Origin of the sequence: Mariniflexile ostreae, from assembly GCF_042427585.1 — a bacterium.
Classification (GTDB): domain Bacteria; phylum Bacteroidota; class Bacteroidia; order Flavobacteriales; family Flavobacteriaceae; genus Pseudalgibacter; species Pseudalgibacter ostreae.
Window position 1 is genome coordinate 91,771 of record NZ_JBHMFC010000001.1, and the last position, 22,891, is coordinate 114,661.

Annotated in this window: 22 protein-coding genes; 13 read left to right on the forward strand and 9 right to left on the reverse strand. The window is 36.4% G+C overall.

The window, feature by feature from the left end; all coding sequences use genetic code 11:
- Positions 1-50: 50 nt before the first annotated feature.
- The 9 genes from hemE to ACFFU9_RS00440 all read left to right on the forward strand — a co-directional run bounded on the left by hemE (position 51) and on the right by ACFFU9_RS00440 (position 9,131).
- Positions 51-1,082 carry a uroporphyrinogen decarboxylase gene (hemE, locus tag ACFFU9_RS00400; RefSeq protein WP_379859376.1) on the forward strand — a complete coding sequence of 344 codons (1,032 nt, stop codon included), beginning with the start codon at positions 51-53 and terminating at the stop codon, positions 1,080-1,082.
- A 58-nt stretch (positions 1,083-1,140) separates the two neighbouring features.
- The gene (locus ACFFU9_RS00405) at positions 1,141-1,905 is read left to right on the forward strand and encodes an EI24 domain-containing protein (protein ID WP_379859377.1); all 765 of its coding nucleotides are present in this window, start codon (positions 1,141-1,143) and stop codon (positions 1,903-1,905) included.
- Complete coding sequence (hemF, locus tag ACFFU9_RS00410) at positions 1,895-2,803, forward strand: oxygen-dependent coproporphyrinogen oxidase (RefSeq protein WP_379859378.1); 909 nt, start codon at positions 1,895-1,897, stop codon at positions 2,801-2,803. Before ACFFU9_RS00405 ends, hemF begins: the two co-directional genes overlap by 11 nt.
- A gap of 79 nt (positions 2,804-2,882) precedes the next feature.
- Entirely contained in the window at positions 2,883-3,875 is a 993-nt protein-coding gene (gene hemB, locus ACFFU9_RS00415) for a porphobilinogen synthase (protein WP_379859379.1), read from the forward strand.
- A gap of 100 nt (positions 3,876-3,975) precedes the next feature.
- Entirely contained in the window at positions 3,976-5,061 is a 1,086-nt protein-coding gene (locus ACFFU9_RS00420) for a CNNM domain-containing protein (RefSeq protein ID WP_379859380.1), read from the forward strand.
- Complete coding sequence (locus ACFFU9_RS00425) at positions 5,058-5,534, forward strand: methylated-DNA--[protein]-cysteine S-methyltransferase (RefSeq protein WP_379859381.1); 477 nt, start codon at positions 5,058-5,060, stop codon at positions 5,532-5,534. The genes ACFFU9_RS00420 and ACFFU9_RS00425 overlap by 4 nt, the downstream gene beginning before the upstream one ends.
- Before the next feature lie 62 nt (positions 5,535-5,596).
- Complete coding sequence (locus tag ACFFU9_RS00430) at positions 5,597-6,748, forward strand: serine hydrolase domain-containing protein (protein ID WP_379859382.1); 1,152 nt, start codon at positions 5,597-5,599, stop codon at positions 6,746-6,748.
- The gene (locus ACFFU9_RS00435) at positions 6,738-7,451 is read left to right on the forward strand and encodes a 3'-5' exonuclease (protein WP_379859383.1); all 714 of its coding nucleotides are present in this window, start codon (positions 6,738-6,740) and stop codon (positions 7,449-7,451) included. Before ACFFU9_RS00430 ends, ACFFU9_RS00435 begins: the two co-directional genes overlap by 11 nt.
- Complete coding sequence (locus tag ACFFU9_RS00440) at positions 7,452-9,131, forward strand: ABC transporter ATP-binding protein (RefSeq protein WP_379859384.1); 1,680 nt, start codon at positions 7,452-7,454, stop codon at positions 9,129-9,131.
- Between the two features lie 411 nt (positions 9,132-9,542).
- On the opposite strand, the gene ACFFU9_RS00445 is transcribed toward ACFFU9_RS00440, so the two are convergent.
- The 8 genes from ACFFU9_RS00445 to trhO form a co-directional block, all read right to left on the reverse strand.
- Entirely contained in the window at positions 9,543-10,196 is a 654-nt protein-coding gene (locus tag ACFFU9_RS00445) for a CoA transferase subunit B (RefSeq protein WP_379859385.1), read from the reverse strand.
- A 101-nt stretch (positions 10,197-10,297) separates the two neighbouring features.
- Positions 10,298-11,008 (reverse strand): CoA transferase subunit A, encoded by a 711-nt coding sequence (locus ACFFU9_RS00450; RefSeq protein WP_379859386.1) that lies wholly within the window; start codon positions 11,006-11,008, stop codon positions 10,298-10,300.
- Between the two features lie 66 nt (positions 11,009-11,074).
- Entirely contained in the window at positions 11,075-13,405 is a 2,331-nt protein-coding gene (locus tag ACFFU9_RS00455; protein WP_379859387.1) for a penicillin-binding protein 1A, read from the reverse strand.
- A 75-nt stretch (positions 13,406-13,480) separates the two neighbouring features.
- Positions 13,481-13,978 (reverse strand): gliding motility lipoprotein GldH, encoded by a 498-nt coding sequence (locus ACFFU9_RS00460; RefSeq protein ID WP_379859388.1) that lies wholly within the window; start codon positions 13,976-13,978, stop codon positions 13,481-13,483.
- A complete protein-coding gene (locus ACFFU9_RS00465) occupies positions 13,965-15,203 on the reverse strand; it encodes a regulatory iron-sulfur-containing complex subunit RicT (RefSeq protein WP_379859389.1) in 1,239 nt (412 codons plus the stop codon). Before ACFFU9_RS00465 ends, ACFFU9_RS00460 begins: the two co-directional genes overlap by 14 nt.
- Positions 15,204-15,382: 179 nt before the next feature.
- The gene (locus ACFFU9_RS00470) at positions 15,383-15,613 is read right to left on the reverse strand and encodes a ferredoxin (protein ID WP_379859390.1); all 231 of its coding nucleotides are present in this window, start codon (positions 15,611-15,613) and stop codon (positions 15,383-15,385) included.
- A complete protein-coding gene (locus ACFFU9_RS00475; protein WP_379859453.1) occupies positions 15,613-16,857 on the reverse strand; it encodes a peptidase U32 family protein in 1,245 nt (414 codons plus the stop codon). The genes ACFFU9_RS00470 and ACFFU9_RS00475 overlap by 1 nt, the downstream gene beginning before the upstream one ends.
- Entirely contained in the window at positions 16,857-17,939 is a 1,083-nt protein-coding gene (trhO, locus tag ACFFU9_RS00480; protein ID WP_379859391.1) for an oxygen-dependent tRNA uridine(34) hydroxylase TrhO, read from the reverse strand. The genes ACFFU9_RS00475 and trhO overlap by 1 nt, the downstream gene beginning before the upstream one ends.
- 495 nt (positions 17,940-18,434) lie before the next feature.
- Here trhO and recA point away from each other — a divergent pair, with 495 nt between their 5' ends.
- The 4 genes from recA to ACFFU9_RS00500 all read left to right on the forward strand — a co-directional run bounded on the left by recA (position 18,435) and on the right by ACFFU9_RS00500 (position 22,039).
- Positions 18,435-19,451, forward strand: coding sequence for a recombinase RecA (recA, locus tag ACFFU9_RS00485; RefSeq protein WP_379859392.1), 1,017 nt, complete (start codon positions 18,435-18,437; stop codon positions 19,449-19,451).
- A gap of 93 nt (positions 19,452-19,544) precedes the next feature.
- Positions 19,545-19,958, forward strand: coding sequence for a hypothetical protein (locus tag ACFFU9_RS00490; RefSeq protein ID WP_379859393.1), 414 nt, complete (start codon positions 19,545-19,547; stop codon positions 19,956-19,958).
- 26 nt (positions 19,959-19,984) lie between these two features.
- A complete protein-coding gene (locus tag ACFFU9_RS00495) occupies positions 19,985-20,527 on the forward strand; it encodes an RNA polymerase sigma factor (RefSeq protein ID WP_379859394.1) in 543 nt (180 codons plus the stop codon).
- Positions 20,528-22,039: a putative outer membrane beta-barrel protein gene (locus ACFFU9_RS00500; protein ID WP_379859395.1), complete on the forward strand. Its 1,512-nt coding sequence runs from the start codon at positions 20,528-20,530 to the stop codon at positions 22,037-22,039.
- A gap of 86 nt (positions 22,040-22,125) precedes the next feature.
- Here ACFFU9_RS00500 and ACFFU9_RS00505 read toward each other — a convergent pair whose 3' ends face one another.
- The gene (locus ACFFU9_RS00505) at positions 22,126-22,863 is read right to left on the reverse strand and encodes a lysophospholipid acyltransferase family protein (protein ID WP_379859396.1); all 738 of its coding nucleotides are present in this window, start codon (positions 22,861-22,863) and stop codon (positions 22,126-22,128) included.
- Positions 22,864-22,891: the final 28 nt, after the last annotated feature.

Below are 22,891 nucleotides of genomic sequence, written 5' to 3' on the forward strand. Positions count from 1 at the left end.
CTTTAGATTTTAATTATTAATGTCTGGCATTTGCTAGAAAAGTAAGAGACATGAGCATAAAAAACGATTTATTTTTAAGAGCATTAAAAGGTGAAACGGTTAGTAGGCCTCCTGTTTGGATGATGCGCCAAGCGGGACGTTATTTGCCAGAATTTATGGCCATTCGTGAAAAATATGATTTTTTTACACGTTGCCGAAAACCAGAATTAGCAAGTGAAATTACCGTGCAGCCTATACGTAGATATGGTATGGACGCCGCTATCTTGTTCTGTGATATATTAGTGATTCCGCAAGCCATGAATATAGAGGTTCAAATGAAACCTAACTTTGGTCCATATTTACCTAATCCAATACGCACCCAAAAAGATGTGGATAACGTAGTCGTTCCAGATGTTACCGTAGAACTAGATTATGTATACCAAGCCATAAAAGCAACTAAGGAATTGTTAAATGATGAAATTCCCCTAATTGGTTTTGCGGGTTCGCCATGGACTATTTTATGTTATTGCGTACAAGGCCAGGGCAGTAAAAACTTTGATAAAGCTAAAGAATTTTGCTTCACAAACCCTTTAGCAGCACATCAATTACTTCAAAAAATAACAGACACCACTATTGCGTATTTAAAAGAAAAAGTAAAAGCGGGCTGTGATGCTTTACAAATATTTGACTCTTGGGGCGGCATGCTTTCACCTGTCGATTATCAAGAGTTTTCATGGCAATATATCCATCAAATAATTGAAGCTTTAAAAGATGATGCCCCTGTTATTGCTTTTGGAAAAGGGTGTTGGTTCGCTCTAGGTGAAATGGCGAAATCTAATGCTTCTGCACTAGGTATCGACTGGACCTGCTCTCCACAAAATGCACGTTATTTAACCGGTGGCAAAATTACGCTACAAGGTAATTTCGACCCCACACGACTGCTTTCTCCACCATCAGATATCAAAAGAATGGTTAATCAGATGATTAATGAATTTGGTAAAGACAGATACATCGTAAACCTAGGCCACGGTATTTTACCCCATATTCCACTAGATCACGCTAAAGCTTTTATAGATGCGGTAAAAGAATATCGTCCGTCTTAATTTCCGAATTACACGACTTGTTCGTTTTTGAAAATAAAATAGGGTTAGAACGAATCTTATGATAAAAAACATATCATTAGGAATCAAAGCTTACTTCGGAGCTTTTAGTTTCATTTCCAAACTAAAGCTCTGGAAGTATTTTGCAATCCCTATGATTATCAGCTTTGTAACGGCCATTTTTATTGGTGTCTTAGCGTATGGCTTATCAGATAATATTGGTAAATTCATTTCAAAAATATGGATTTGGGACTGGGGCAAAACAAGTTTTACCGCTTTTGGTAACATTATTGGCGGTTTAATTGTTATTGTAATTGGACTTATTCTTTTTAAACACATAATAATGGCATTATCGGCACCATTTATGAGTCCGGTTTCCGAAAAAATTGAAGCCTATTTAACAGGACATCTTCCACATAGTCATAGAGATACCAGTTTTTCAGAACAACTATGGAGGGGTATTCGTATTAACAGCAGGAATTTAGCCATGGAGTTGCTATTCACCATTCCTATTTTACTTTTAAAATTGATTCCCGTAGTCAATATTTTTTCAACTGCTTTATTACTCCTAGTACAAGCTTATTATGCAGGTTTTGGCAATATGGACTACACATTAGAACGCCATTTTAAATATCATGAAAGTTTAAAATTTGTTCGAAAACACAAAGGTGCTGCTATTGGCAATGGCATTGTTTTTATCCTTTTTTTACTCATCCCAGTACTTGGTGTTATTTTAGTATTGCCTTTATCAGTAACCGCTGCTACCAAACAAACCGTAGACCTTATTCAAACCCAGCACAAAACATCTGTTATTAATGAAAGATAAATTTTACAAATACATTCAAAACCTTCAAGACACCATCACTTCAAAGCTTGAAGCTGTTGATGGAAAATCCAAATTCCAAGAAGATATCTGGGAACGACCAGAGGGTGGCGGAGGCCGCACGCGTGTTATAGAAAACGGTGCTGTTTTGGAAAAAGGGGGCGTTAATATTTCGGGTGTACATGGTAAATTACCAAAATCTATGCAAACCTACTTTAATGTGGGCGATGTCGATTTTTTTGCTTGCGGACTAAGTTTGGTTTTACATCCTAAAAACCCCATGGTACCAACCGTTCATGCCAATTGGCGTTATTTTGAAATGTATGATGGCTCAGGAAACATTATAGACAGCTGGTTTGGTGGCGGACAAGATTTAACGCCATATTATGTGTTTGAAGAAGACGCTGTTCACTTCCATCAAACCTGTAAAACAGCTTGTGACAAACACGACCCAGAATTTTATAAAGATTACAAAAAACGTTGCGACGCGTATTTTTATAACAGCCATAGAAATGAAAGCAGAGGAATTGGAGGATTGTTTTTCGATTATTGTAAAGCCTCAAACGATAGAACCATGGAGAACTGGTATCACTTTGTAACCGAAGTAGGCGATAGTTTTCTGGAAGCCTATGTGCCCATTGTTGAAAAAAGAAAAAGCTTATCCTATTCTAAAGCAGAACGTAATTGGCAAGAAATTCGTCGTGGCCGCTATGTAGAGTTTAACTTAGTACATGATAAAGGCACCTTATTTGGTTTAAAAACAAATGGACGCATTGAAAGTATCCTTATGAGCCTACCCCCACATGTACAATGGGTTTACGACCATTATCCAGAAAAAGGAAGCGAAGAAGAAAAGCTTGTAGAAGTACTAAAGCATCCTAAAGATTGGATAGCATTATAATTAAAAAAACGTTAACAGATCAACATAGTATTAAATAAGCACGATTGCTTTGCATACGTAATCATAAAAAACATAAGAAATGTATCCTTTAAGAAGAAACAGAAGATTAAGAACCAACGAAGCCATTCGCGCTTTAGTTCGTGAAACTATTATTTCTCCCAACGATTTTTTAGTACCGCTTTTTGTAGTAGAAGGCAAAAGCATAAAGGATGAAATCCCATCTATGCCGAATTATTTTCGTTACAGCCTAGATCTGTTGGAAAAAGAAGTTAAAGAACTCTGGAATATGGGCTTAAAATCTGTATTGCTTTTTGCAAAAGTTCCTGATAATTTAAAAGACAACAAAGGTACGGAGGCCTCAAACCCAAACGGATTGATGCAACGCGCTATTAAAACCGTAAAAAATGCTTGCCCGGAAATGCTAGTAATGACAGATGTGGCTTTAGACCCTTACTCTGCATATGGGCACGATGGTATTATTGAAAATGGACGGGTGCTAAATGATGCCTCTGTAAACGCCTTAACAGCCATGAGTTTGTCTCATGCCCAAGCAGGGGCAGACTTTGTAGCACCAAGCGACATGATGGACGGTCGTATTCTCTCCATTCGTGAAGCTTTTGAGCAGGAAGGGTTTGTAAATACAGGGATCATGAGTTATTCGGCAAAATATGCTTCGGCATTTTATGGCCCTTTTCGCGATGCACTAGACTCTGCTCCTGTAGATTTAATCGATATACCAAAAGATAAAAAAAGCTATCAAATGGATTACGCCAATCGTTCGGAAGCGCTTATAGAAACGGAAATGGATATAGACGAAGGTGCCGATATTGTCATGGTAAAACCAGGATTATGCTATCTGGATATTGTTCGCGACATTAAAAACATAGTGAATGTACCCGTAGCCGTATACCAAGTATCTGGCGAATATGCTATGCTTAAAGCTGCTGCCGAAAAAGGTTGGTTGAATCACGATGCCGTAGTCATGGAACAAGTAACAGCCATTAAACGAGCTGGAGCAGATATTATGGCGAGTTATTTTGCAAAAGATGTTGTTAGAATCTTAAACAGCTAAATGGTGATATAAGCGCACCTTTTTATTTTAAGAAATAAGGAGGTGCGTTAAAATGTTGTAATATTTCTTTCGTAAATTAGCACGACTAAAACCATATTAAATGGGCATATTAATTTTTTGGGCCAGTATTTCTATTTTCTTTTCTTTCCTATGCTCCATCCTTGAAGCTGTTTTACTTAGCATTACTCCTACCTTTTTAAGTTTAAAGAAGAAAGAAGGCAAAGATTACGCTACCACTTTAGAGCATTTAAAAAAAGATGTAGACAAACCTCTAATAGCCATCCTAACCTTAAATACTATTGCTCATACTTTAGGTGCTATGATGGTAGGTATTGAAGCCGAAAAACTACCCTTTAAACTCGAATTTTTTGGCATAAACACGGTAGGCATTGTATCGGCAATCATGACATTTCTAATTTTAGTAGCCTCTGAAATTATACCAAAAACCATCGGGGCTACATACTGGAAAAACCTAGCCCATTTCACTTCAAAAACATTAGTTATCTTAATGTTCCCACTAAAATGGACGGGTATTTTATGGCTACTTCAATTAACTACCAAATTAATTGGAGGCAAAGGGCATGGCAGTGTTTTAACTCGAGAAAGCTTTATGGTCATGACCGATTTAGCACAGGAGGAAGGGGTATTTAAGGAGAATGAAAGCAAAGTCATTAAAAATTTATTGACGTTCAAGGAGGTGTTTGCTAAAGATATTATGACTCCAAGAACGGTCATGAAAGTTGAAAATGAAGCAACCACTATTGAACATTTTTTTAATCAAAATATAAATCTCCAATTTTCTCGAATTCCTGTTTACCTCAATGATCTTGACGATATTAAAGGGCTTGTTTTAAAAGATGATATCTTTAAAGAAATGGCCTTGAACAACGGCTCAAAAAAACTATCGGAAATAAAAAGAAAAATTATGGTCGTGGATAGAGATCTCGCTATTCCCATACTTTTTGAAAAACTTATCGAAAGTAAAAGCCATATGGCATTAGTTGTAGATGAATATGGCTCAGTAAGTGGCTTGGTAACCATGGAAGATGTTATTGAAACGTTGTTGGGCTTGGAGATTATGGATGAAAGTGACGCTATTTTCGACCTCCAAGTATTAGCTAGAAAGAACTGGGAATCGCGAGCAAAAAAACTAGGCATTTTCGATGATAAAAATCCCCTAAAATGAGAGAGAATTGCATCATCACATCTCCTTTAGGTTTTACCAAGATTGTTGGTGATGAAGATGGTGTTTCAAGTATCACAATACTCGATTCTGAAGAAAAAATAACAGACATTATACCTGTAACGCTTGAAGAGTGTGCCTTTCAGCTTCAAGAATATTTTGAAGGTAAACGCAAAAATTTCAATCTTAAATTAAACCCCGAAGGTACCGCTTTTCAAAAAAAAGTATGGAAACAATTGGAACAGATTCCATATGCAAAAACCGTATCATACTTAAACCTAGCAAAACAATTAAAAGACCTAAAAGCCATTCGTGCTATCGCTAGCGCCAATAGCAAAAACCCACTTTGGATTGTAATTCCCTGCCATCGCGTTATTAGCAGCGACGGCAGCCTAATAGGGTACGCAGGGGGCTTACATCGTAAAAAATGGCTATTAGAACATGAGAACCCATATAAACAACTCAAATTGTTTTAGTTTTAGCATGTATAGTAAAAGATAAAATTTTTCCTATATTTAGAAAACTAATTTTAATTATAATGAGATTCTTTAAAAAACTCTTTAAATGGTTACTTATCACTATAGCAACCCTTGTTATTCTACTTTATATTTTCGATTACAGCTATGTCTTAAAAGGGGCGCGTGTGGTTTATTTTACAGGACACTCCACTGCTTTTATTGATGACTATCCCTATTTTGAGAATGATATTATAAAAAAAAGTGACCATCCAGAGCCTTGGCCAATCCATGAGCATTACAATACCGTAAAGGAAACTGAGAAGCTTTCAAAAGCGATTAAAGACTGGGGAACCGTCGCTTATCTCATCATTAAAAACGATAGCATTTGGTTTGAAAAGTATTATGGAGGCTTTAATGAAACTTCTAAAACCAATTCATTTTCCATGGCCAAAAGCATTACCACATCCATGCTAGGCAAAGCGATAATGGATGGCCATATTAAAAGTTTAGACCAACCTATTAGCGATTTCTATCCTCAATATGCATATGCAAAAACTACGGTGGGCGACTTAGCCTCTATGGCTTCTGGGTTAGATTGGGTAGAGGATTACACGGGGCCATTTTCAATTACTGCCCGCGCCAATTACGATTCTAATTTGGCAAAAACCATGTTAAACCAAAAAATCGTAAAGCCATCAGGTAAAGCCTTTGAGTATTTAAGTGGCGATACGCAATTACTGGGTATGATTTTGCAGAAAGCAACAGGTAAATCGTTAGCAGACTATCTTTCAGAAAGCTTCTGGAAACCTATGGGAGCTACTGAAGATGCACTATGGCAATTAGATGATGGAGAAAACCGACTAGCGAAAGCGTTCTGTTGTATTTCGAGCAATGCTAAAGATTTTGCACGTTTCGGAAAACTATATAAAGATTATGGAAAATGGCAAGGCAAGCAGATTTTAGACTCTGCTTTTGTTGCAAAATCCATAAGCCCCCGTTTTCCACAAAGTCCAGAATACGGTTATGGATGGTGGTTAAAACACATAGAGAACAAACATTTTTTTATGATGCGTGGCCATTTAGGGCAATATGTAATTGTGGAACCTACAGACAACGTTATTATTGTGCGTTTAGGTCATAAAAAATCACCAGACGAAGGTGTGGGCCAGTTTACTGAAGATATTTCTGTTTATATTGAAGAAGCTTATAACATGATGAAAAATGATAAGTAAACTAAACCTCGAAAACATCCTGTTCTTGGATATAGAAACAGTTCCAGAGCATCAATATTTCTCTAATCTAGACCATACGCAACAAGCCCTTTGGGAAGACAAGTCTCATTATCAAAGAAAAGATAATGTTACTGCCGAAGAATTTTATGAACGTGCAGGTATTTGGGCCGAATTTGGAAAAATAGTCTGTATCTCGGTAGGCTATTTTAAAATTTCAAATGATTTAAGAACCTTTCGGGTTACCTCCTTTCATGGTGATGAAGTAAAAATCCTTAACGATTTTAAAAATCTTTTAATGTCCCATTTCAATGAAACCAAACATTTACTTTGTGCCCATAACGGTAAGGAGTTTGACTTTCCTTATATAGCACGACGTATGATTATCCATAATATTAAATTGCCCAACAAACTCAACCTGTTTGGCAAAAAACCTTGGGAAGTACCACACTTGGATACTTTGGAATTATGGAAGTTTGGTGATTATAAAACGTTTACCTCTTTAAAATTACTAACTCATGTTCTGGGGATTCCATCGCCAAAAGATGATATTGATGGCAGCGAGGTATATCGGGTTTTTTATGAAGAAAACAAAATTGATCGTATTATGGTCTATTGCGAAAAAGATACCATAGCTGTAGCTCAAATATTTTTAAGGCTGCGTGGCGATTCTATTTTAACTACCGATGAGATTATCCATATATAAATGCAAGAAAAGCCCATATTAAACATTGAAAATCTATCCATTTCATTTGGAAAAAATGAAGTGATCCACAACATCTCATACCAGCTAAATAAAAATGAAATTTTAGGCATAGTAGGGGAATCCGGTTCAGGAAAATCAGTATCCTCTTTAGCTATTTTAGGATTACTTCCAAAGCGTATTTCTAAAATCACCACAGGTAGTGTTTTTTTTGAAAACAAAGATTTAACACATATATCATCAAGCGCTTTTAGAAACATACGCGGTAACAAAATTGCCATGATCTTCCAAGAGCCCATGAGCTCTTTAAACCCCTCTATACCATGCGGAAAACAAGTACAAGAAGTGCTATTGCAACATACCCAATTATCAAAAAAAGAAGCAAAGGCAGAAAGCATTTTATTATTTGAAAAAGTAAAACTACCCAATGCCGAAAGGATATACAATGCTTATCCACATGAGATTTCTGGTGGCCAAAAACAACGGGTTATGATTGCAATGGCCATTGCCTGCAAACCAGATATTTTAATTGCCGATGAACCCACAACGGCACTTGATGTTACGGTACAAAAAGATATCATTCATCTTTTAAAAACTTTACAAAGAGAGACCAAAATGAGTATTATTTTTATTACTCACGATTTAGCTTTGATTTCTGAGATTGCCCACCGTATTTTGGTTATGTATCAAGGAGCCATTGTTGAACAGGGTCTAGTCAATACCATATTTAAAAAGCCACAACATAATTACACCAAAGCATTAATAAATTCTAGGCCTTCTCTTGATACCCGTTTAAAGATCTTACCTACAATTAAAGATTTTTTAAACAATACGATTTCAAATGAAATTATAACCAAAGAACAGCGTAAAGCCCATCACGAGAAACTTTATAAAAAACAGCCTTTACTAGAAGTTATTAATGTTGAAAAAGAATACGTTTCTAAAGCAGGCCTCTTTTCTAAACCAACCACATTTAAGGCGGTAAATGATGTTAGTTTTAAAGTATATGAAGGCGAAACTTTAGGTCTTGTTGGAGAGTCTGGTTGTGGAAAATCTACTTTAGGAAATGCCATTCTTCAATTGGATAAAGCAACTGCTGGCCAAATTTTTTACAAAGGTGTTGATATTAACACGCTTTCCAATACTAAAATAAAAAAACTAAGAAAGGATATACAAATTATTTTTCAGGACCCCTACTCATCTTTAAATCCAAGAATCCCTATAGGAGAAGCTATTATGGAGCCCATGAAAGTACATGGTCTATACCATTCTGATCAGGAACGAAAGGAAAAAGCACTAGAAATTTTAAATAAAGTTGGCTTACCTGAAACTTATTTTAACAGATATCCCCATGAGTTTTCTGGCGGACAAAGACAACGGGTTGGTATAGCCAGAACTATTGCCCTGCAGCCTAAATTAATTGTTTGCGACGAGTCTGTTTCTGCATTAGACATTTCTGTACAAGCACAAGTTTTAAATCTTTTAAACGAGCTTAAAGCCACTTTCGGATTTACATATATATTTATTTCTCACGATTTGGCGGTGGTAAAGTATATGTCCGATCAATTATTGGTTATGAATAAAGGAAAAATAGAAGAGCTGGATGATGCTGACGTTATATACAATCATCCTAAGAAAGATTACACAAAAAAACTTATCGATGCCATACCTAAAGGACTATAATAGTAGTCATTCTGGAGTTTCTTTAAAAGAAACTCCAGAATGACTAATTAATAAGTTTTTGTTTTTTGTGTTTAAGCAATAATGAAGCATGCCTATCAAAGAAAAACTACATCCAAAAGGATTATAGCATAAATACTTTTTTGGTTAAATACACTAGGCTTTTCATGAATTTTAAGTTTTCTTGAAATACTTCTCGCAATTTACTTTGTTTCATTGTAGGTCGTTCATGTAGATTTGTTGCAAAATTCATAAGTAGTAAATTTAAGGTAGATTTGGGAATCTAGTTGGTTTGGTTAATTTGATACCGCAATATGTAACTTTTTTTAAATAAAACAGACAAAAAACATTAAATATCGATTAAGTGCATAAAAAATTAACATTTCGCATATTTAGAGCGATTTTCTAACTATTCTAAAACACCATTTCTGGCACTTCATTTTCTACAATTAAGGTTCCTTCCGTTGCTTTTTGAATGGTTTCAACCGAAACACCAGGCGCACGTTCTAAAAGCTTAAAACCTTTATCGGTTACTTCAATTACCGCTAGATTAGTCACTATTTTTTTTACACAGCCCACACCAGTTAAAGGCAAGGAGCATCTTTTTAAAAGTTTGGATTCGCCTTTTTTATTAGTGTGCATCATAGCAACAATTATGTTTTGGGCACTCGCCACCAAATCCATGGCTCCTCCCATACCTTTTACCATATATCCTGGTATTTTCCAATTGGCGATATCGCCGTTTTCAGCAACCTCCATGGCACCCAAGATAGTTAAGTCGACATGTTTGCCACGAATCATCGAAAAACTCAAAGCAGAATCAAAAAAACTAGCACCAGGCAACGTCGTAATGGTTTGCTTTCCAGCATTAATGATGTCGGGATCCTCTTCACCTTCAAAAGGAAAAGGCCCCATACCCAACACACCGTTTTCACTTTGAAACTCCACTTCAATATCATCCCTCACATAATTGGCCACCATAGTAGGTATGCCAATACCTAAATTTACATAATATCCGTTTTTTATGTCTTGGGCAATGCGTTTTGCTATGTCTGTTTTGTCTAACATCCTATAATTATAATGTATGGATTCGTATAATGTTTAATACAGATTATTAAAAGTCATGAAATTCGAGTTAAAAAGACAATCTTATTTATAATAAACGAACATCAATTAGCCACATTTTTAGGCCTTACCGTTCGTTGTTCAATGCGTTTTTCATAATTTACTCCTTGAAAAATACGTTGCACAAAAATTCCAGGAATATGGATTTGATTAGGATCTAAAGTTCCTAAAGGCACTAGCTCTTCAACCTCAACGACCGTTATTTTTGCAGCACCGCACATTACGGGGTTAAAATTTCTTGCAGTCCCTTTAAAGATCAAATTTCCAGCCACATCGCCTTTCCAGGCCTTTATAAAAGCAAAATCAGCTTTAAAAGCATGTTCTAGAACATACATTTTACCGTCGAACTCCCGCGTTTCTTTTCCTTCGGCCACTTCGGTTCCGTAACCAGCAGGCGTATAAATTGCAGGAAACCCTGCTTGTGCTGCTCTGCAACACTCTGCAAGCGTACCTTGGGGAATTAAATTCACCTCCAGTTCCCCAGAAAGCATCTGCCTTTCAAAAGTTTCATTCTCACCAACATAAGATGCTATCATTTTTTTAATCTGGTGTTTTTGAAGTAATAGCCCCAAACCAAATTCATCAACACCTGCATTGTTTGAAATACAGGTTAAGCCTTTAATGCCCAGCTTTACTAAACCTGCAATAGCATTCTCTGGAATTCCACAGAGTCCAAAACCACCAAACATGCAAGTCATATTATCCGTAATACCATGAAGTGCATCTTCAATATGGGCTACTTCTTTATTGATCATAAATATTACATTTTACCTTTTAAAAATACGAAAAAAAAAGCCATTCTTTTTAGAATGGCTTAAACTTTAAAATCCGCTTAAATCGTCTGGAGTATCTGGGTCATCATCTAGCAAAGAGCCAGAGCTTGCATTGGAACAATCCACATTTATGGATAGCTCCGATGGAACTTCAAAATTTCCTTTTGAAATGTTCAAGTCTTTATCGGCATAACAGCTTTTCATATACACACCCCATATAGGCAAAGCCATAGCTGCTCCCTGTCCATAAGTTATGCTTTTAAAATGTACCGAACGCTCTTCTCCACCAACCCAAACGCCCGTTACCAAATTAGGAACCATACCCATAAACCAACCGTCACTTTGGTTTTGCGATGTACCGGTTTTACCTGCAATTGGATTTGTAAATCCATATGGATACCCTGTTATAATCTCTCTGTAGTCTGCTCTGTAGCTATCTGCTCCTTTGCTTCTTAATCGAGTACCCGAACCGCCTTGCGTAACACCTTCCATAAGTTTCACAGTAACATATGCCGTTTCATCACTTAATACATCACGGGTTTCTGGTGTAAATTGATATAAAAGCGTATTGTTTTTATCCATGATACTGGTTACCATAACCGGCTTTGTATAAACTCCTTTGTTAGCAAAAGCAGAATAAGCACCAACCATTTCATAAACACTTAAATCGGATGCCCCTAAAGCAATGGAGGGTACCGCAGGAATATCGGATTCTACCCCTAATTTTCTCACTAAATCTATTACAGGTTGCGGTCCAACTTTATCCATTAATCTGGCTGTAACGGTATTAACGGAATTTGCCAAAGCATTTTTTAAGGTTCGGATGCCCCCATAATCGTTACCTGCATTTTTCGGACACCAGTCCTCTTGGTTTCCATATTTGCCTTTTTCAATACAAAATGGTGTATCTGGAAATTCATCACAAGGAGACAAATGCAATTGATCGATAGCAGTAGCATAAACAAAAGGCTTAAAAGTAGAACCTACTTGACGCCTGCCCTGTTTTACCATGTCGTATTGAAAGTGCCTATAATTCATGCCACCCACCCAAGCTTTTACATGGCCCGTTAAAGGATCCATAGACATCATGCCCGTACGCAAAAATGACTTATAATACCGAATAGAATCTATGGGCTTCATAATGGTGTCAAATTCAGAAGGCTTTCCTTTTTCCCATTTAAATACAGTCATTTGTGTGGGTTTGTGGAAAGATTTCTCAATCTCGTTATTAGACATATTTAAATCATATTTCATGTGCCTCCAACGTTCAGACTGGCGCATAGAACGATTTAGCAACGAATCTATAGACGCTTTGGAGAGGTCTAGAAAAGGTGCGGTAGGATTTCTGTCAGGCGTGTTTTGATTAAAGAACTCAGCCTGCAAACGCGACATATGTTGCTGCACAGCATCTTCTGCATATTGCTGCATACGGGAATCGATAGTGGTATAAATTTTTAACCCATCGTTGTATAAATTATACTTAGTGCCATCTGGTTTAGGATTGTCTTTAATCCAATCTTTCATAAAACCATTTAAGTAGCCCCTAAAATAAGTGGCAATCCCTTCACGATGTGATTCTGGCGAATAATTTAAATCTAATTCCGTTTTTTGAAGTGAATCTTTAAGAGTTTGATTTATAAAGTCGTACTTCTCCATTTGGGACAAAACAACGTTTCGTCTGTTCGTTACACCAATAGGATTACGTCTTGGATTATAAAGTGACGAGTTTTTAAACATCCCCACTAACATGGCAGATTCTTTTAAATCGAGCTCTTTTGGCTCTTTATTAAAATAAATCCTTGAGGCACTTCGGATACCGTCTGCATTATTTCCAAAATCGTAAATATTAAAATATTGGGCAATAATTTCCTCTTTGGTATACTGTCTTTCTAATCTTATAGCAATAATCCATTCTTTTACTTTCTGAAGGATCCGCTCAATTATGTTTCTAGAACCTTCTCCATGAAACAATTGTTTTGCCAATTGCTGCGATATGGTACTGGCACCGCCACCACTTCCAAACTTAAAGATAGCTCTCAATGTACCTCTTGCATCTACCCCAGAATGACTGTGATAACGGGCATCTTCTGTTGCAATTAAGGCTTCAACCAAATGATCTGGCAGTTCTTCGTAGCCTACTGGCGTTCTATTGTCGTTAAAATAAAACTTTCCCAATGTTTTGCCATCAGAAGAGATAATTTCTGTAGCCAAGTTTGTTTTGGGGTTTTCTAAAACCGTATGATCGGGTAAATCACCAAAGAGAGATGTAAAAAGAAATAATAAAACAACAAAAAGGACGCCTCCTAAAAAAAGCATCCAAAACAAACGTATATACTTTGAAAAATTTCGGGATTCGGGATTCTGTTTTTTTGTGGCCATACTTTAATTTCTGCTAAAAAAACACGTCGACCTTAGCCTGTCTGAGGGAAGACAAAAGACGCCGTGCGACATTATTTATTGTTTATTCTTTATGTTTTCTATTCTAAAACCTACGTCTGTAATACCATCAAGTTCTATAACCCCATTAACTTTACCATTTTCTCTCATAGCATGCTGGATGTTTACGGTATAGTTGCCTTTTTCATTAAATACAATATGTTCTTTATACCACAGTTTATTCTCCTTAACATCAGATAGGCCTGTGCCTAAAAGTTTGCCTTTAGGATCTGCCATTCGGTATTCTAATGTATCTGTTACTGTTTTACCATGGGGAAATACCATTTCTACAATTAAAAATAAATTGTTGAATTTATACTGATTGGTGTTCCTTAAGTTAACAAACAAATTATAAGCTCGTGTGGAATCTGGTGGCGTTATCTCAAAACGTACCACAGAGTCTTTATGCCATGCATTTGGAACGGGCTTGTATACATCGTAGACACGATTAGAGTCGCAAGATACTAATACACAAGAAAAAACTAAAAAAAGTAACAGTACCTTATTTAGGAGCATTATTTTTATTCTTTTGAGGGTTTTTTCGCTTATTTTTTTTTCTATTCGCATTTGGGCTTGGTGTACCTGGAGCTCCAGCCTTTTTATTGGCCGGATTGCCTTTTCGTTTATTGTTTTTACGTCTATTAGGTCGTTTTGGACTATCAAAACGTGTTAAACTATCTTGGCCCACAACATTTTCAAACTCATTTTTAGTATCTTCAATAAGATCAGAGGCATATTCTTCTAAGCTCGCTACCTTTTCATTCTTTTTGTTTAAGCTAATAATTTCATTGGCTTGTTCTGTAGTTATTTTATGCCAATTCATCCATTCCCCTTCATAAGCATACCACATATGTCCTTTAAAAATATCTGTTTTTTGACACACCGCCGTCCCCTTTTCTGTTTTCAGCTTAATGTCTGTTTTGGGAAAACTTTTTAAAGCATCCAAATAACTGTCCAGTTCATAATTTAAACAGCATTTTAATTTCCCGCATTGTCCTGCCAGTTTTTGAGGATTTAGAGATAACTGTTGGTAACGTGCTGCAGATGTACTTACCGATCTAAAATCGGTTAACCAAGTGGAACAACACAGCTCCCTACCACAGGAACCAATACCGCCAAGTCGTGCAGCTTCTTGCCTAAAACCAACTTGTTTCATTTCAATACGCGTTCTAAATTCACGTGCAAAAACTTTGATAAGTTCTCTAAAATCCACACGCTCTTCGGCCGTATAATAAAATGTCGCTTTGCTAGCATCCCCCTGAAATTCGATATCTGAAATTTTCATCTGAAGCTTCAAATCGATTGCAAACTGGCGGGCTTTTACCTTCATGGGCTCTTCCTTATCTCGAGCTTCACTCCAAACATCAATATCCCGCTGACTGGCTTTTCTGTATATTTTTAAGAGTTCTTCGGGTTTTTCCGATACATTTTTACGTTTCATTTGAATACGTACCAGTTCTCCCGTTAGGGTAACAATACCAATATCATGCCCAGAAGATGCTTGTGTTGCCACAACATCTCCAATACTTAAGGTTAAATGTTCTGAGTTCTTGTAATATTCTTTTCTACCATTTTTAAAACGGACTTCCACCCAATCGAAAGGTGTTTCTCCATTAGGTAAAGACATGTTCGCCAACCAATCAAAAACGGTTAGCTTATTGCAACTATCTGTACCACAGGTACCGTTATTTTTGCAGCCTTTTGGTTGACCGTCTTTTGTTGAGCAACTTGCACAAGACATATATTTTATATATTGATTCCAATTAAAACAACGGTTTTATCGGAAGGAGGTTCATAAATAATTCAACATCCTGCTTTCGCAGAAATGATAATTCAATCAGATTTTTTGATACAAATCTCAAACAAATCTTCTCGACGTAAAGATAAGATTATTATAACGACATTAAAAAAAGGGAGAAACTAAATATTTTTTACCGTGATAATTTTTACCGGACAGGCTTTGGCAGCCTTATCACAATCATCAAAAATCAAAAAATCATTTGATTTTAATGTAAAAAATCCTTTTTTATCTTGAGCATGCAACAACACCGATTTTCCGTCTTTTTTGGACATCTGAAACTGGTTTGGCGCCAGTTCTACACAATAATTGCAGCCAATACATTTGTTTCGCTGTAAAGTAATAACAACCATTAGGCTTCTACTTTGTTTTCTACTATTTTATATAACTTATCCGACTGCCTAATCCTGAAGGGCAATGGCATCGTAATCATATCGCCCTTTACACCCTCGCTTAACTTTTCATCATTAACCAAAAGCGCATTAACAATAAATTCCTTTGCTCCCGTGGTAGGGCCTGTAATTAAAACGGTATCGCCAATATTGATGTTATATGCTTCAATTTTAAATTCGCCCACTTTTGCTTTAGGAAAAAAGTGCGTGCCCTTACCAATATAAACTTTTTTTTGTGTAGCATGAGACCCCGACCCTTTGCTCCATTCACCAAGTTTCTGACCTAAATAATAGCCGCTCCAAAACCCTCTATTATACACGGTCTCCAAGGTTTGCATCCAAGAGATTACTTGTTCTTTACTGTAAGTGCCGTTTTGAATATTATCGATAGCTTCCCGATAACACTTAATCACTTTGGCCACATACTCAGGCGCTCTACCTCGACCCTCAATTTTTAAAACTTTAATCCCTGCATCTAAAACCTCATCTAAAAAATCAATGGTACACAAATCTTTGGGCGACATGATATACTCATTATCCAGCTCCATTTCAAATCCTGTCTCTTGATCGATAACCGTGTATTTTTTTCGACAGTTTTGCTTGCAAGCCCCTCTATTAGCAGAAGAGTTATGAGCATGTAAACTCATATAACATTTACCAGAAACCGCCATGCAAAGCGCACCATGACCAAATATTTCAATTTCAACCAAGTTTCCAGACGGGCCTTTAATCTGTTCCGTTTCTATCTGTTCGGTTATTTTTTTCACTTGGCGTAAACTCAATTCTCGACTCAACACCATCGTATCTGCAAACATGGCATAAAACTTAACCGTTTCAATATTGGTAATATTGATTTGTGTTGAAATATGCACCTCCATTTGGGCTTCCCTTGCTATGGAAATTACCGCTTGATCCATCGCAATAACAGCAGTAATATCTGCTTCCTTTGCTTTTTTAATTAAGGTTTTTACTATCGATAAATCGTGGTCGTAAATAATGGTGTTTAGCGTTAAGTAACTTCGCACGCTTTTTGCTTTGCAACGTTTTGAAATTTCTGGCAAATCGTTTAAAGTAAAATTAATAGACGCCCTAGCCCTCATATTCAACTGTTCTACACCAAAATAAACAGAATCTGCCCCATTATCTAGAGCCGCTTGAAGGGATTCAAAATTTCCAGCAGGTGCCATTAGTTCTATATTCTGCATCATGATTGCTTGTTTTGATCCACTTTAAACATTTCAAAAATATTCCTTAAATTTTTTTTAAAAGGTAAATGCTCTGCACGACCTTTTTTAAAGATATCGTTACTATTGCCCTGCCCTTTTCTAAGTGCTTTTTGCTCTTCAAAAGGAAGGGCGTGAATCTCTTTGCAGGTTGTAGAACAACAATTATCCATTTCTACTTTGCAATCATCACATTGAATAAACAATAAATGACATGCATCATTAGCACAATTGGTATGGATATCTGCAGGTTTTCCACATTGGTGGCAACAAGCAATAACATCTTCGCTTATTTTTTCTGCACGACGCTCATCAAAAACAAAATTCTTACCTAAAAACTTATTTTCAAGATTCTGCTCTTTTATCTGTCGGGTATATTCTATAATCCCCCCTTCAAGTTGAAATACATTTTGAAAACCTTTATGCTTAAAATATGCACTGGCTTTTTCACAACGGATGCCACCGGTACAATACATGACCAGTTTTTTATCTGATTTATGCGTTTTTAAATCATTTTCAATAATATCTAAAGATTCCCTAAACGTGTCCACATCGGGAGTAATTGCATTTTTAAAGTGGCCTATCTCACTTTCATAATGGTTGCGCATATCTACCAGCACCGTGTTTTCGTCTTCAATAAGGCTATTAAACTGCTCGGCACTTACATGAACGCCTTTATTGGTAACATCAAACGTGCTGTCGTTTAAACCATCGGCAACAATTTTGTCACGCACTTTTACCTTCAGTTTTAAGAAGGATTTATTATCTTGCTCTACGGCAATGTTCAAACGGATCCCTTTTAAAAAGGGAACACTATCCAAGTGGGTTTTAAACGCGTTAAAACGATCGGCCGGAAGAGACAATTGTGCATTTATCCCTTCGTGGGCAACATAGATTCTGCCCAGAACATCTAAAGCGTTCCAGGTTAGAAATAAATGATCTCTTAAGATTTGTGGGTTTTGAATGTTTGCGTATTGATAAAAAGAAAGCGTTAATCGACTCTTTCCTGCTTGGTCAATTAATTCCGCCCTCTCTTTTGCGCTTAATGTATTGTACAGTTGCATGCTATACTAATGGTTTAAGGTTAAAAAGTTATTTAGCCGCAAAGATACCATTTTAGTTAAAAGCAAATATATGCAAGCGCAAAAATTATAGAGGATAGCACTAAAAAGGGCATATAATAAGATTATAGCACCTAAATGTTCCTGTAAATAAAAAAAAGCACTTTCATAAGAAAAGAAAGTGCTTTTTCTAATTAGCTCGACCAAGTAATGACCTAAAAAGCACTTAAAAACAATTCGAGCCATTATCATCGGCACACCATTATCTGCTTATAAACAGAAACCGAGACACCTTATGAGAAAACTATTTTTTTAAAACCCATAGGCAAAACGGTAATGGTTTACCCTCCAAATTTAATTTAGGGAGATTTCATAGCAAAGTTTTTCCCGCGTTTATTATAGAGACGCAAAAAGAGCAAAAAGGTTGCGTGATAAAATTGTATTGTGATAAAAGTTATAGTAATTTAGCATCCATTACTTTAGAAAAAACAAATAAAAATGAGCAGCGAAAAAGAAGCAAAATTAAAAGCGTTAAAACTTACATTAGATAAATTAGATAAAGCCTACGGAAAAGGTACCGTAATGAAAATGAGCGATTCAGCGGTTGTAGATGTGGAAGCTATTTCATCGGGCTCTTTAGGCTTAGATATTGCTATGGGTGTTGGCGGATATCCACGCGGAAGAGTGATTGAAATATATGGTCCGGAATCTTCCGGAAAAACAACCTTGACCCTGCACGCCATTGCAGAAGCTCAAAAGGCAGGAGGTATTGCAGCTTTTATTGATGCAGAGCATGCTTTTGATAGGTTTTATGCTGAAAAACTAGGTGTGGATATTGATAATTTAATTATCTCACAACCTGATAATGGTGAACAAGCATTAGAAATTGCAGATAATTTAATCCGTTCTGGAGCAATTGATATTGTCGTTATAGATTCAGTAGCGGCTTTAACTCCAAAAAGTGAAATAGAAGGCGAAATGGGCGATTCTAAAATGGGCTTACATGCGCGTTTAATGTCACAAGCCTTAAGAAAACTTACAGGATCCATCAGCAAAACCAATTGTACCGTAATATTTATTAACCAATTGCGTGAAAAAATAGGGGTGATGTTTGGAAATCCAGAAACCACTACAGGTGGTAACGCCTTAAAATTTTATGCCTCTGTACGATTGGATATTCGCCGTTCTACACAAATTAAAGATAGTGCTGGAAACGTATTGGGCAATAAAACCCGAGTTAAAGTGGTTAAAAACAAAGTCGCACCACCATTTAAAATGGCCGAATTCGACATCATGTATGGTGAAGGCGTTTCAAAAGTTGGAGAAATACTGGATATAGCCGTTGAAAACGAAATCGTTAAGAAAAGCGGCTCATGGTTTAGCTATGAAGACACTAAACTAGGGCAAGGTAGAGATGCTGTTAAAGCCCTCATTAAAGATAACCCAGAGCTCATGGACGAACTGGAAGCCAAGGTAAGGGTAATTGCCAAAGCTGCTAATTCTTCAGATGAATAAATTTTTTAAAATCCCGAATCTCTCGGGATTTTTTTTTTGCTCTCACGCAACCATTTTGACATATGCGCATCTAAGAAATAAACATGTATTAAAATGAAAAAAATTATATTCTTTAGCATGACACTGCTTTTCTTAACGTCTTGCAGCCTCAACGACGATGACAGCAACAACTTTAGCTTAGATCTTTTGCCTGTAGAAAGCGTGGACATTCCAGAAGAATTCACCTTAGGAGAAGTTTACCCCATAAAAGTGAACTATCTTAAGCCATCTACCTGCCATAGTTTTAGAGATTTCTATTATTCTAAAAAGAACAATGAACGTACCGTAGCCATCATTAACTATGATTTCGATAGAAATGATTGTAAAGACTTAGAAGACGATCTAACAAGTGCTACCTTTAACTTTAAAGTAACAGGTAACGGCTCTTACATCTTTAAGTTTTGGCAAGGTGAAGATGAAAACAATGAAGATCAGTACCTGATTATTGAAGTACCTGTTGTAGAATAATACTTAACCTTTAATACGTGTTCAATTTGAGTTTAAATCAACTCATAGAAGATTGTAAAAGTGACAATACCAAAGCACAAAGCGAATTATACAAGCTCTTTTCGAGTAAGTTATTTTCGATATGCCTAAAGTATTCGCGTAATTATGCCGAAGCGGAAGATAATTTGCAGGATTCTTTTTTAACAATATTCAGTAAAATTGAACAGTTTAAACATAAAGGCTCTTTTGAAGGTTGGTTAAAACGCATTACCGTAAACACCGTAATGCAGCGGTACAGAAAAGAAAAAGTATTTGAAATCGTAAACGAAACCGCCGCCGATGAGATTGAAATAGATATTGACGAAGAAGAGGTCTCTTTAGACTTTCTTCTAAAATGTATCCAAAACCTACCCGACAGATATCGACTTGTTTTCAACCTATATGTTCTTGATGGGTACTCGCATAAAGAGATTGCCGAAATGCTAAGCATTAACATAGGCACTTCAAAATCTAATTTAGCACGAGCAAGACAACAGTTAAAGGATACTATAGAAAACCATAAAACCTCCAATAGTTTACAGTCCTTATAGATGAGTGATAAAAAAAACATAGATCGATTATTTCAAGAGCGTTTCAAAAATTTTGATGTTACGCCCGATGATGCCGTTTGGAATAGCATATCGGCCAAGTTAAATGAGAAAAAGAAGAACCGAAAGATAGTTCCAATATGGTGGCGGTACGCTGGCGCAGCTGCATTCTTTCTCCTTTTTTTAACCGTGGGCATCAAATACTTTAACCATAGCCCTAATATCATACGTCCTAATCCAATTATAGGAAATGAAAACACCACAAGAAGCAGTGGCCCTGAAACACAGCTGCTAGAAAACGAAGCCACCCAACAACTAGCACGAGATCAGGAGGCCGTTTTAAAATCTAATTCTAAAAAAACTATTTCAGAAGGCACGATAACCTCAGTGGCAGCAGAAACTTCGTATAAAAAAGTAAAATCAGGAAACGCTACTAATTCATCCTTAAAAAACACGTCAAATACCATTTTAGATGGTGATAAAACCAATGAAATTGCGAAAAATTCCGAAGAAAAAAACGAGAATACTATCCCGAACAAAGTGCTTAAAAAGGAGACGAAAGCTGACACTTTTTCTATTGCAGAAACCACTAGTAAAGAAAACGCTACAGTCCATCAAGAAACATCTTCTTTTAAAAATGCTACAACAGACATCATTGTTGATAATAACATTATCGCCGATAGCGACACAAGTACCGCCATCGTTAAAAATGAAGATAAAAACACAACGCGCACTATAGAAGAGGCATTAGAAACCAACCCAGACCTCATAGAAAAAGAAAAGCCATTTAACCGATGGAGCCTTACCCCAAATGTGGCACCTGTATATTTCAATACCCTATCGGAAGGATCTTCAATAAGCAATGAATTTAATCAGAATTCAAAAACATCTGAAGCCAACATGAGCTATGGCATTTCCGCAAGTTATGCAGTAAACCACAAACTGAGCATCCGTTCAGGAGTGAACAAAGTAAATTTAGGCTATAACACCAATGATGTACTTGTTTTTGAAACTTTGGCAAAAAGCTCTACTTCAAGTATTCTTAGCGGCAACGTAAGTAGCCAGAAAAAAACGCCTTCTAATATCAATACCTCTGAGAACGTTGGTTTTTTAAGCGCCACAAGTTTTGAATCGGGCCGAACTCCTGAAACATTCACCCCAACATCTGTTAATCAATCCATTTCGTATATAGAAGTACCTGTAGAAATTCAATACACCGTTTTGGACAGAAGACTAGGGCTTAATCTTATTGGCGGTTTTAGTTCTTTCTTTTTAAGCGGAAACGAACTATCTACAGGCGATCAAAGCACACTTCCCTACATGGAAGCTAATAACATCAATGATGTAAGTTATAGTGCTAATTTAGGCTTAGGCTTTCAATATAAATTTTCGGAAAAATTAAATTTGAATTTAGAACCTATGTTCAAATATCAAATAAACACCTTTAACAATACGTCTGGCAATTTCACACCTTATTTTATAGGAGTATATACCGGCATCGGATTTAAATTTTAGGTTTTTGGTTAAATCTGGATATTGGTTTTCCCTTTTTTATTGAAAAGCAATATCGCAAAGCACTGCTCCTCCCCAAGGGTAGTGCTTTATATTTGAAAGCGTTGCAATTGATTTAATATAATAGTTCTTGCCTGGTGGTTTAATGGTTTAGTGTCTTTAACCCCCAGTCCTTTGGTTTCTATAAACGGGTGCATTTTTACACGCATTTTACCAGGACTTCCACTAAAAAAATTATAGGACAAACGTTTTTTATTATCGGCAAATGTTAGCGGCACAATAGGTATCTGATGGTTTATAGCTAACCTAAACGCACCATCTTTAAATGCATCCAAAACAATATTGCCTTCAGGCACACCTCCCTCAGGAAATATACAAATACTCAAACCCGATTTTAAGCGTCTTTGTGCACTTAAAAAAACGGCTTGTCTGCTTTTTGCCGAACTTCTATCAACCAAAATACAGGTGCGTTTATAAAAAAAGCCAAATAATGGTATTTTAGCCAATTCTTTTTTACCAACAAAAACAAACGGATTTTTAACGCAGACCAGCATCAGCATAATGTCGGTCATGGAGGTATGGTTGGCAATAAACATATAGCTTTTTTCCTTTTTTGGAACCTGCATACGCTCAATCTTATAATTAAAGCCCATACCTACTAAAATAAATTTAGACCATAAGCGTGCTAATTTAAAAAAAAACGGATACCAAGACTCCTTTAGTATAGATACCAAAAGAACAGGAAGCATTACAAGAATAGGCAATGCAATAAGGATATAAAACCAAATACGGTAAAATAGCCAAAAAATGTACTTGAATAACTTCATGGGCTCCAAAACTACTTAAATTAATGAT

Excerpts from the sequence above, each read along its gene's own strand:
- hemE (WP_379859376.1), top strand. The coding sequence starts at position 51 with ATGAGCATAAAAAACGATTTATTTTTAAGAGCATTAAAAGGTGAAACG.
- ACFFU9_RS00405 (WP_379859377.1), top strand. The coding sequence starts at position 1,141 with ATGATAAAAAACATATCATTAGGAATCAAAGCTTACTTCGGAGCTTTT.
- hemF (WP_379859378.1), top strand. The coding sequence starts at position 1,895 with ATGAAAGATAAATTTTACAAATACATTCAAAACCTTCAAGACACCATC.
- hemB (WP_379859379.1), top strand. The coding sequence starts at position 2,883 with ATGTATCCTTTAAGAAGAAACAGAAGATTAAGAACCAACGAAGCCATT.
- ACFFU9_RS00420 (WP_379859380.1), top strand. The coding sequence starts at position 3,976 with ATGGGCATATTAATTTTTTGGGCCAGTATTTCTATTTTCTTTTCTTTC.
- ACFFU9_RS00425 (WP_379859381.1), top strand. The coding sequence starts at position 5,058 with ATGAGAGAGAATTGCATCATCACATCTCCTTTAGGTTTTACCAAGATT.
- ACFFU9_RS00430 (WP_379859382.1), top strand. The coding sequence starts at position 5,597 with ATGAGATTCTTTAAAAAACTCTTTAAATGGTTACTTATCACTATAGCA.
- ACFFU9_RS00435 (WP_379859383.1), top strand. The coding sequence starts at position 6,738 with ATGATAAGTAAACTAAACCTCGAAAACATCCTGTTCTTGGATATAGAA.
- ACFFU9_RS00440 (WP_379859384.1), top strand. The coding sequence starts at position 7,452 with ATGCAAGAAAAGCCCATATTAAACATTGAAAATCTATCCATTTCATTT.
- ACFFU9_RS00445 (WP_379859385.1), bottom strand. The coding sequence starts at position 10,196 with ATGTTAGACAAAACAGACATAGCAAAACGCATTGCCCAAGACATAAAA.
- ACFFU9_RS00450 (WP_379859386.1), bottom strand. The coding sequence starts at position 11,008 with ATGATCAATAAAGAAGTAGCCCATATTGAAGATGCACTTCATGGTATT.
- ACFFU9_RS00455 (WP_379859387.1), bottom strand. The coding sequence starts at position 13,405 with ATGGCCACAAAAAAACAGAATCCCGAATCCCGAAATTTTTCAAAGTAT.
- ACFFU9_RS00460 (WP_379859388.1), bottom strand. The coding sequence starts at position 13,978 with ATGCTCCTAAATAAGGTACTGTTACTTTTTTTAGTTTTTTCTTGTGTA.
- ACFFU9_RS00465 (WP_379859389.1), bottom strand. The coding sequence starts at position 15,203 with ATGTCTTGTGCAAGTTGCTCAACAAAAGACGGTCAACCAAAAGGCTGC.
- ACFFU9_RS00470 (WP_379859390.1), bottom strand. The coding sequence starts at position 15,613 with ATGGTTGTTATTACTTTACAGCGAAACAAATGTATTGGCTGCAATTAT.
- ACFFU9_RS00475 (WP_379859453.1), bottom strand. The coding sequence starts at position 16,857 with ATGCAGAATATAGAACTAATGGCACCTGCTGGAAATTTTGAATCCCTT.
- trhO (WP_379859391.1), bottom strand. The coding sequence starts at position 17,939 with ATGCAACTGTACAATACATTAAGCGCAAAAGAGAGGGCGGAATTAATT.
- recA (WP_379859392.1), top strand. The coding sequence starts at position 18,435 with ATGAGCAGCGAAAAAGAAGCAAAATTAAAAGCGTTAAAACTTACATTA.
- ACFFU9_RS00490 (WP_379859393.1), top strand. The coding sequence starts at position 19,545 with ATGAAAAAAATTATATTCTTTAGCATGACACTGCTTTTCTTAACGTCT.
- ACFFU9_RS00500 (WP_379859395.1), top strand. The coding sequence starts at position 20,528 with ATGAGTGATAAAAAAAACATAGATCGATTATTTCAAGAGCGTTTCAAA.
- ACFFU9_RS00505 (WP_379859396.1), bottom strand. The coding sequence starts at position 22,863 with ATGAAGTTATTCAAGTACATTTTTTGGCTATTTTACCGTATTTGGTTT.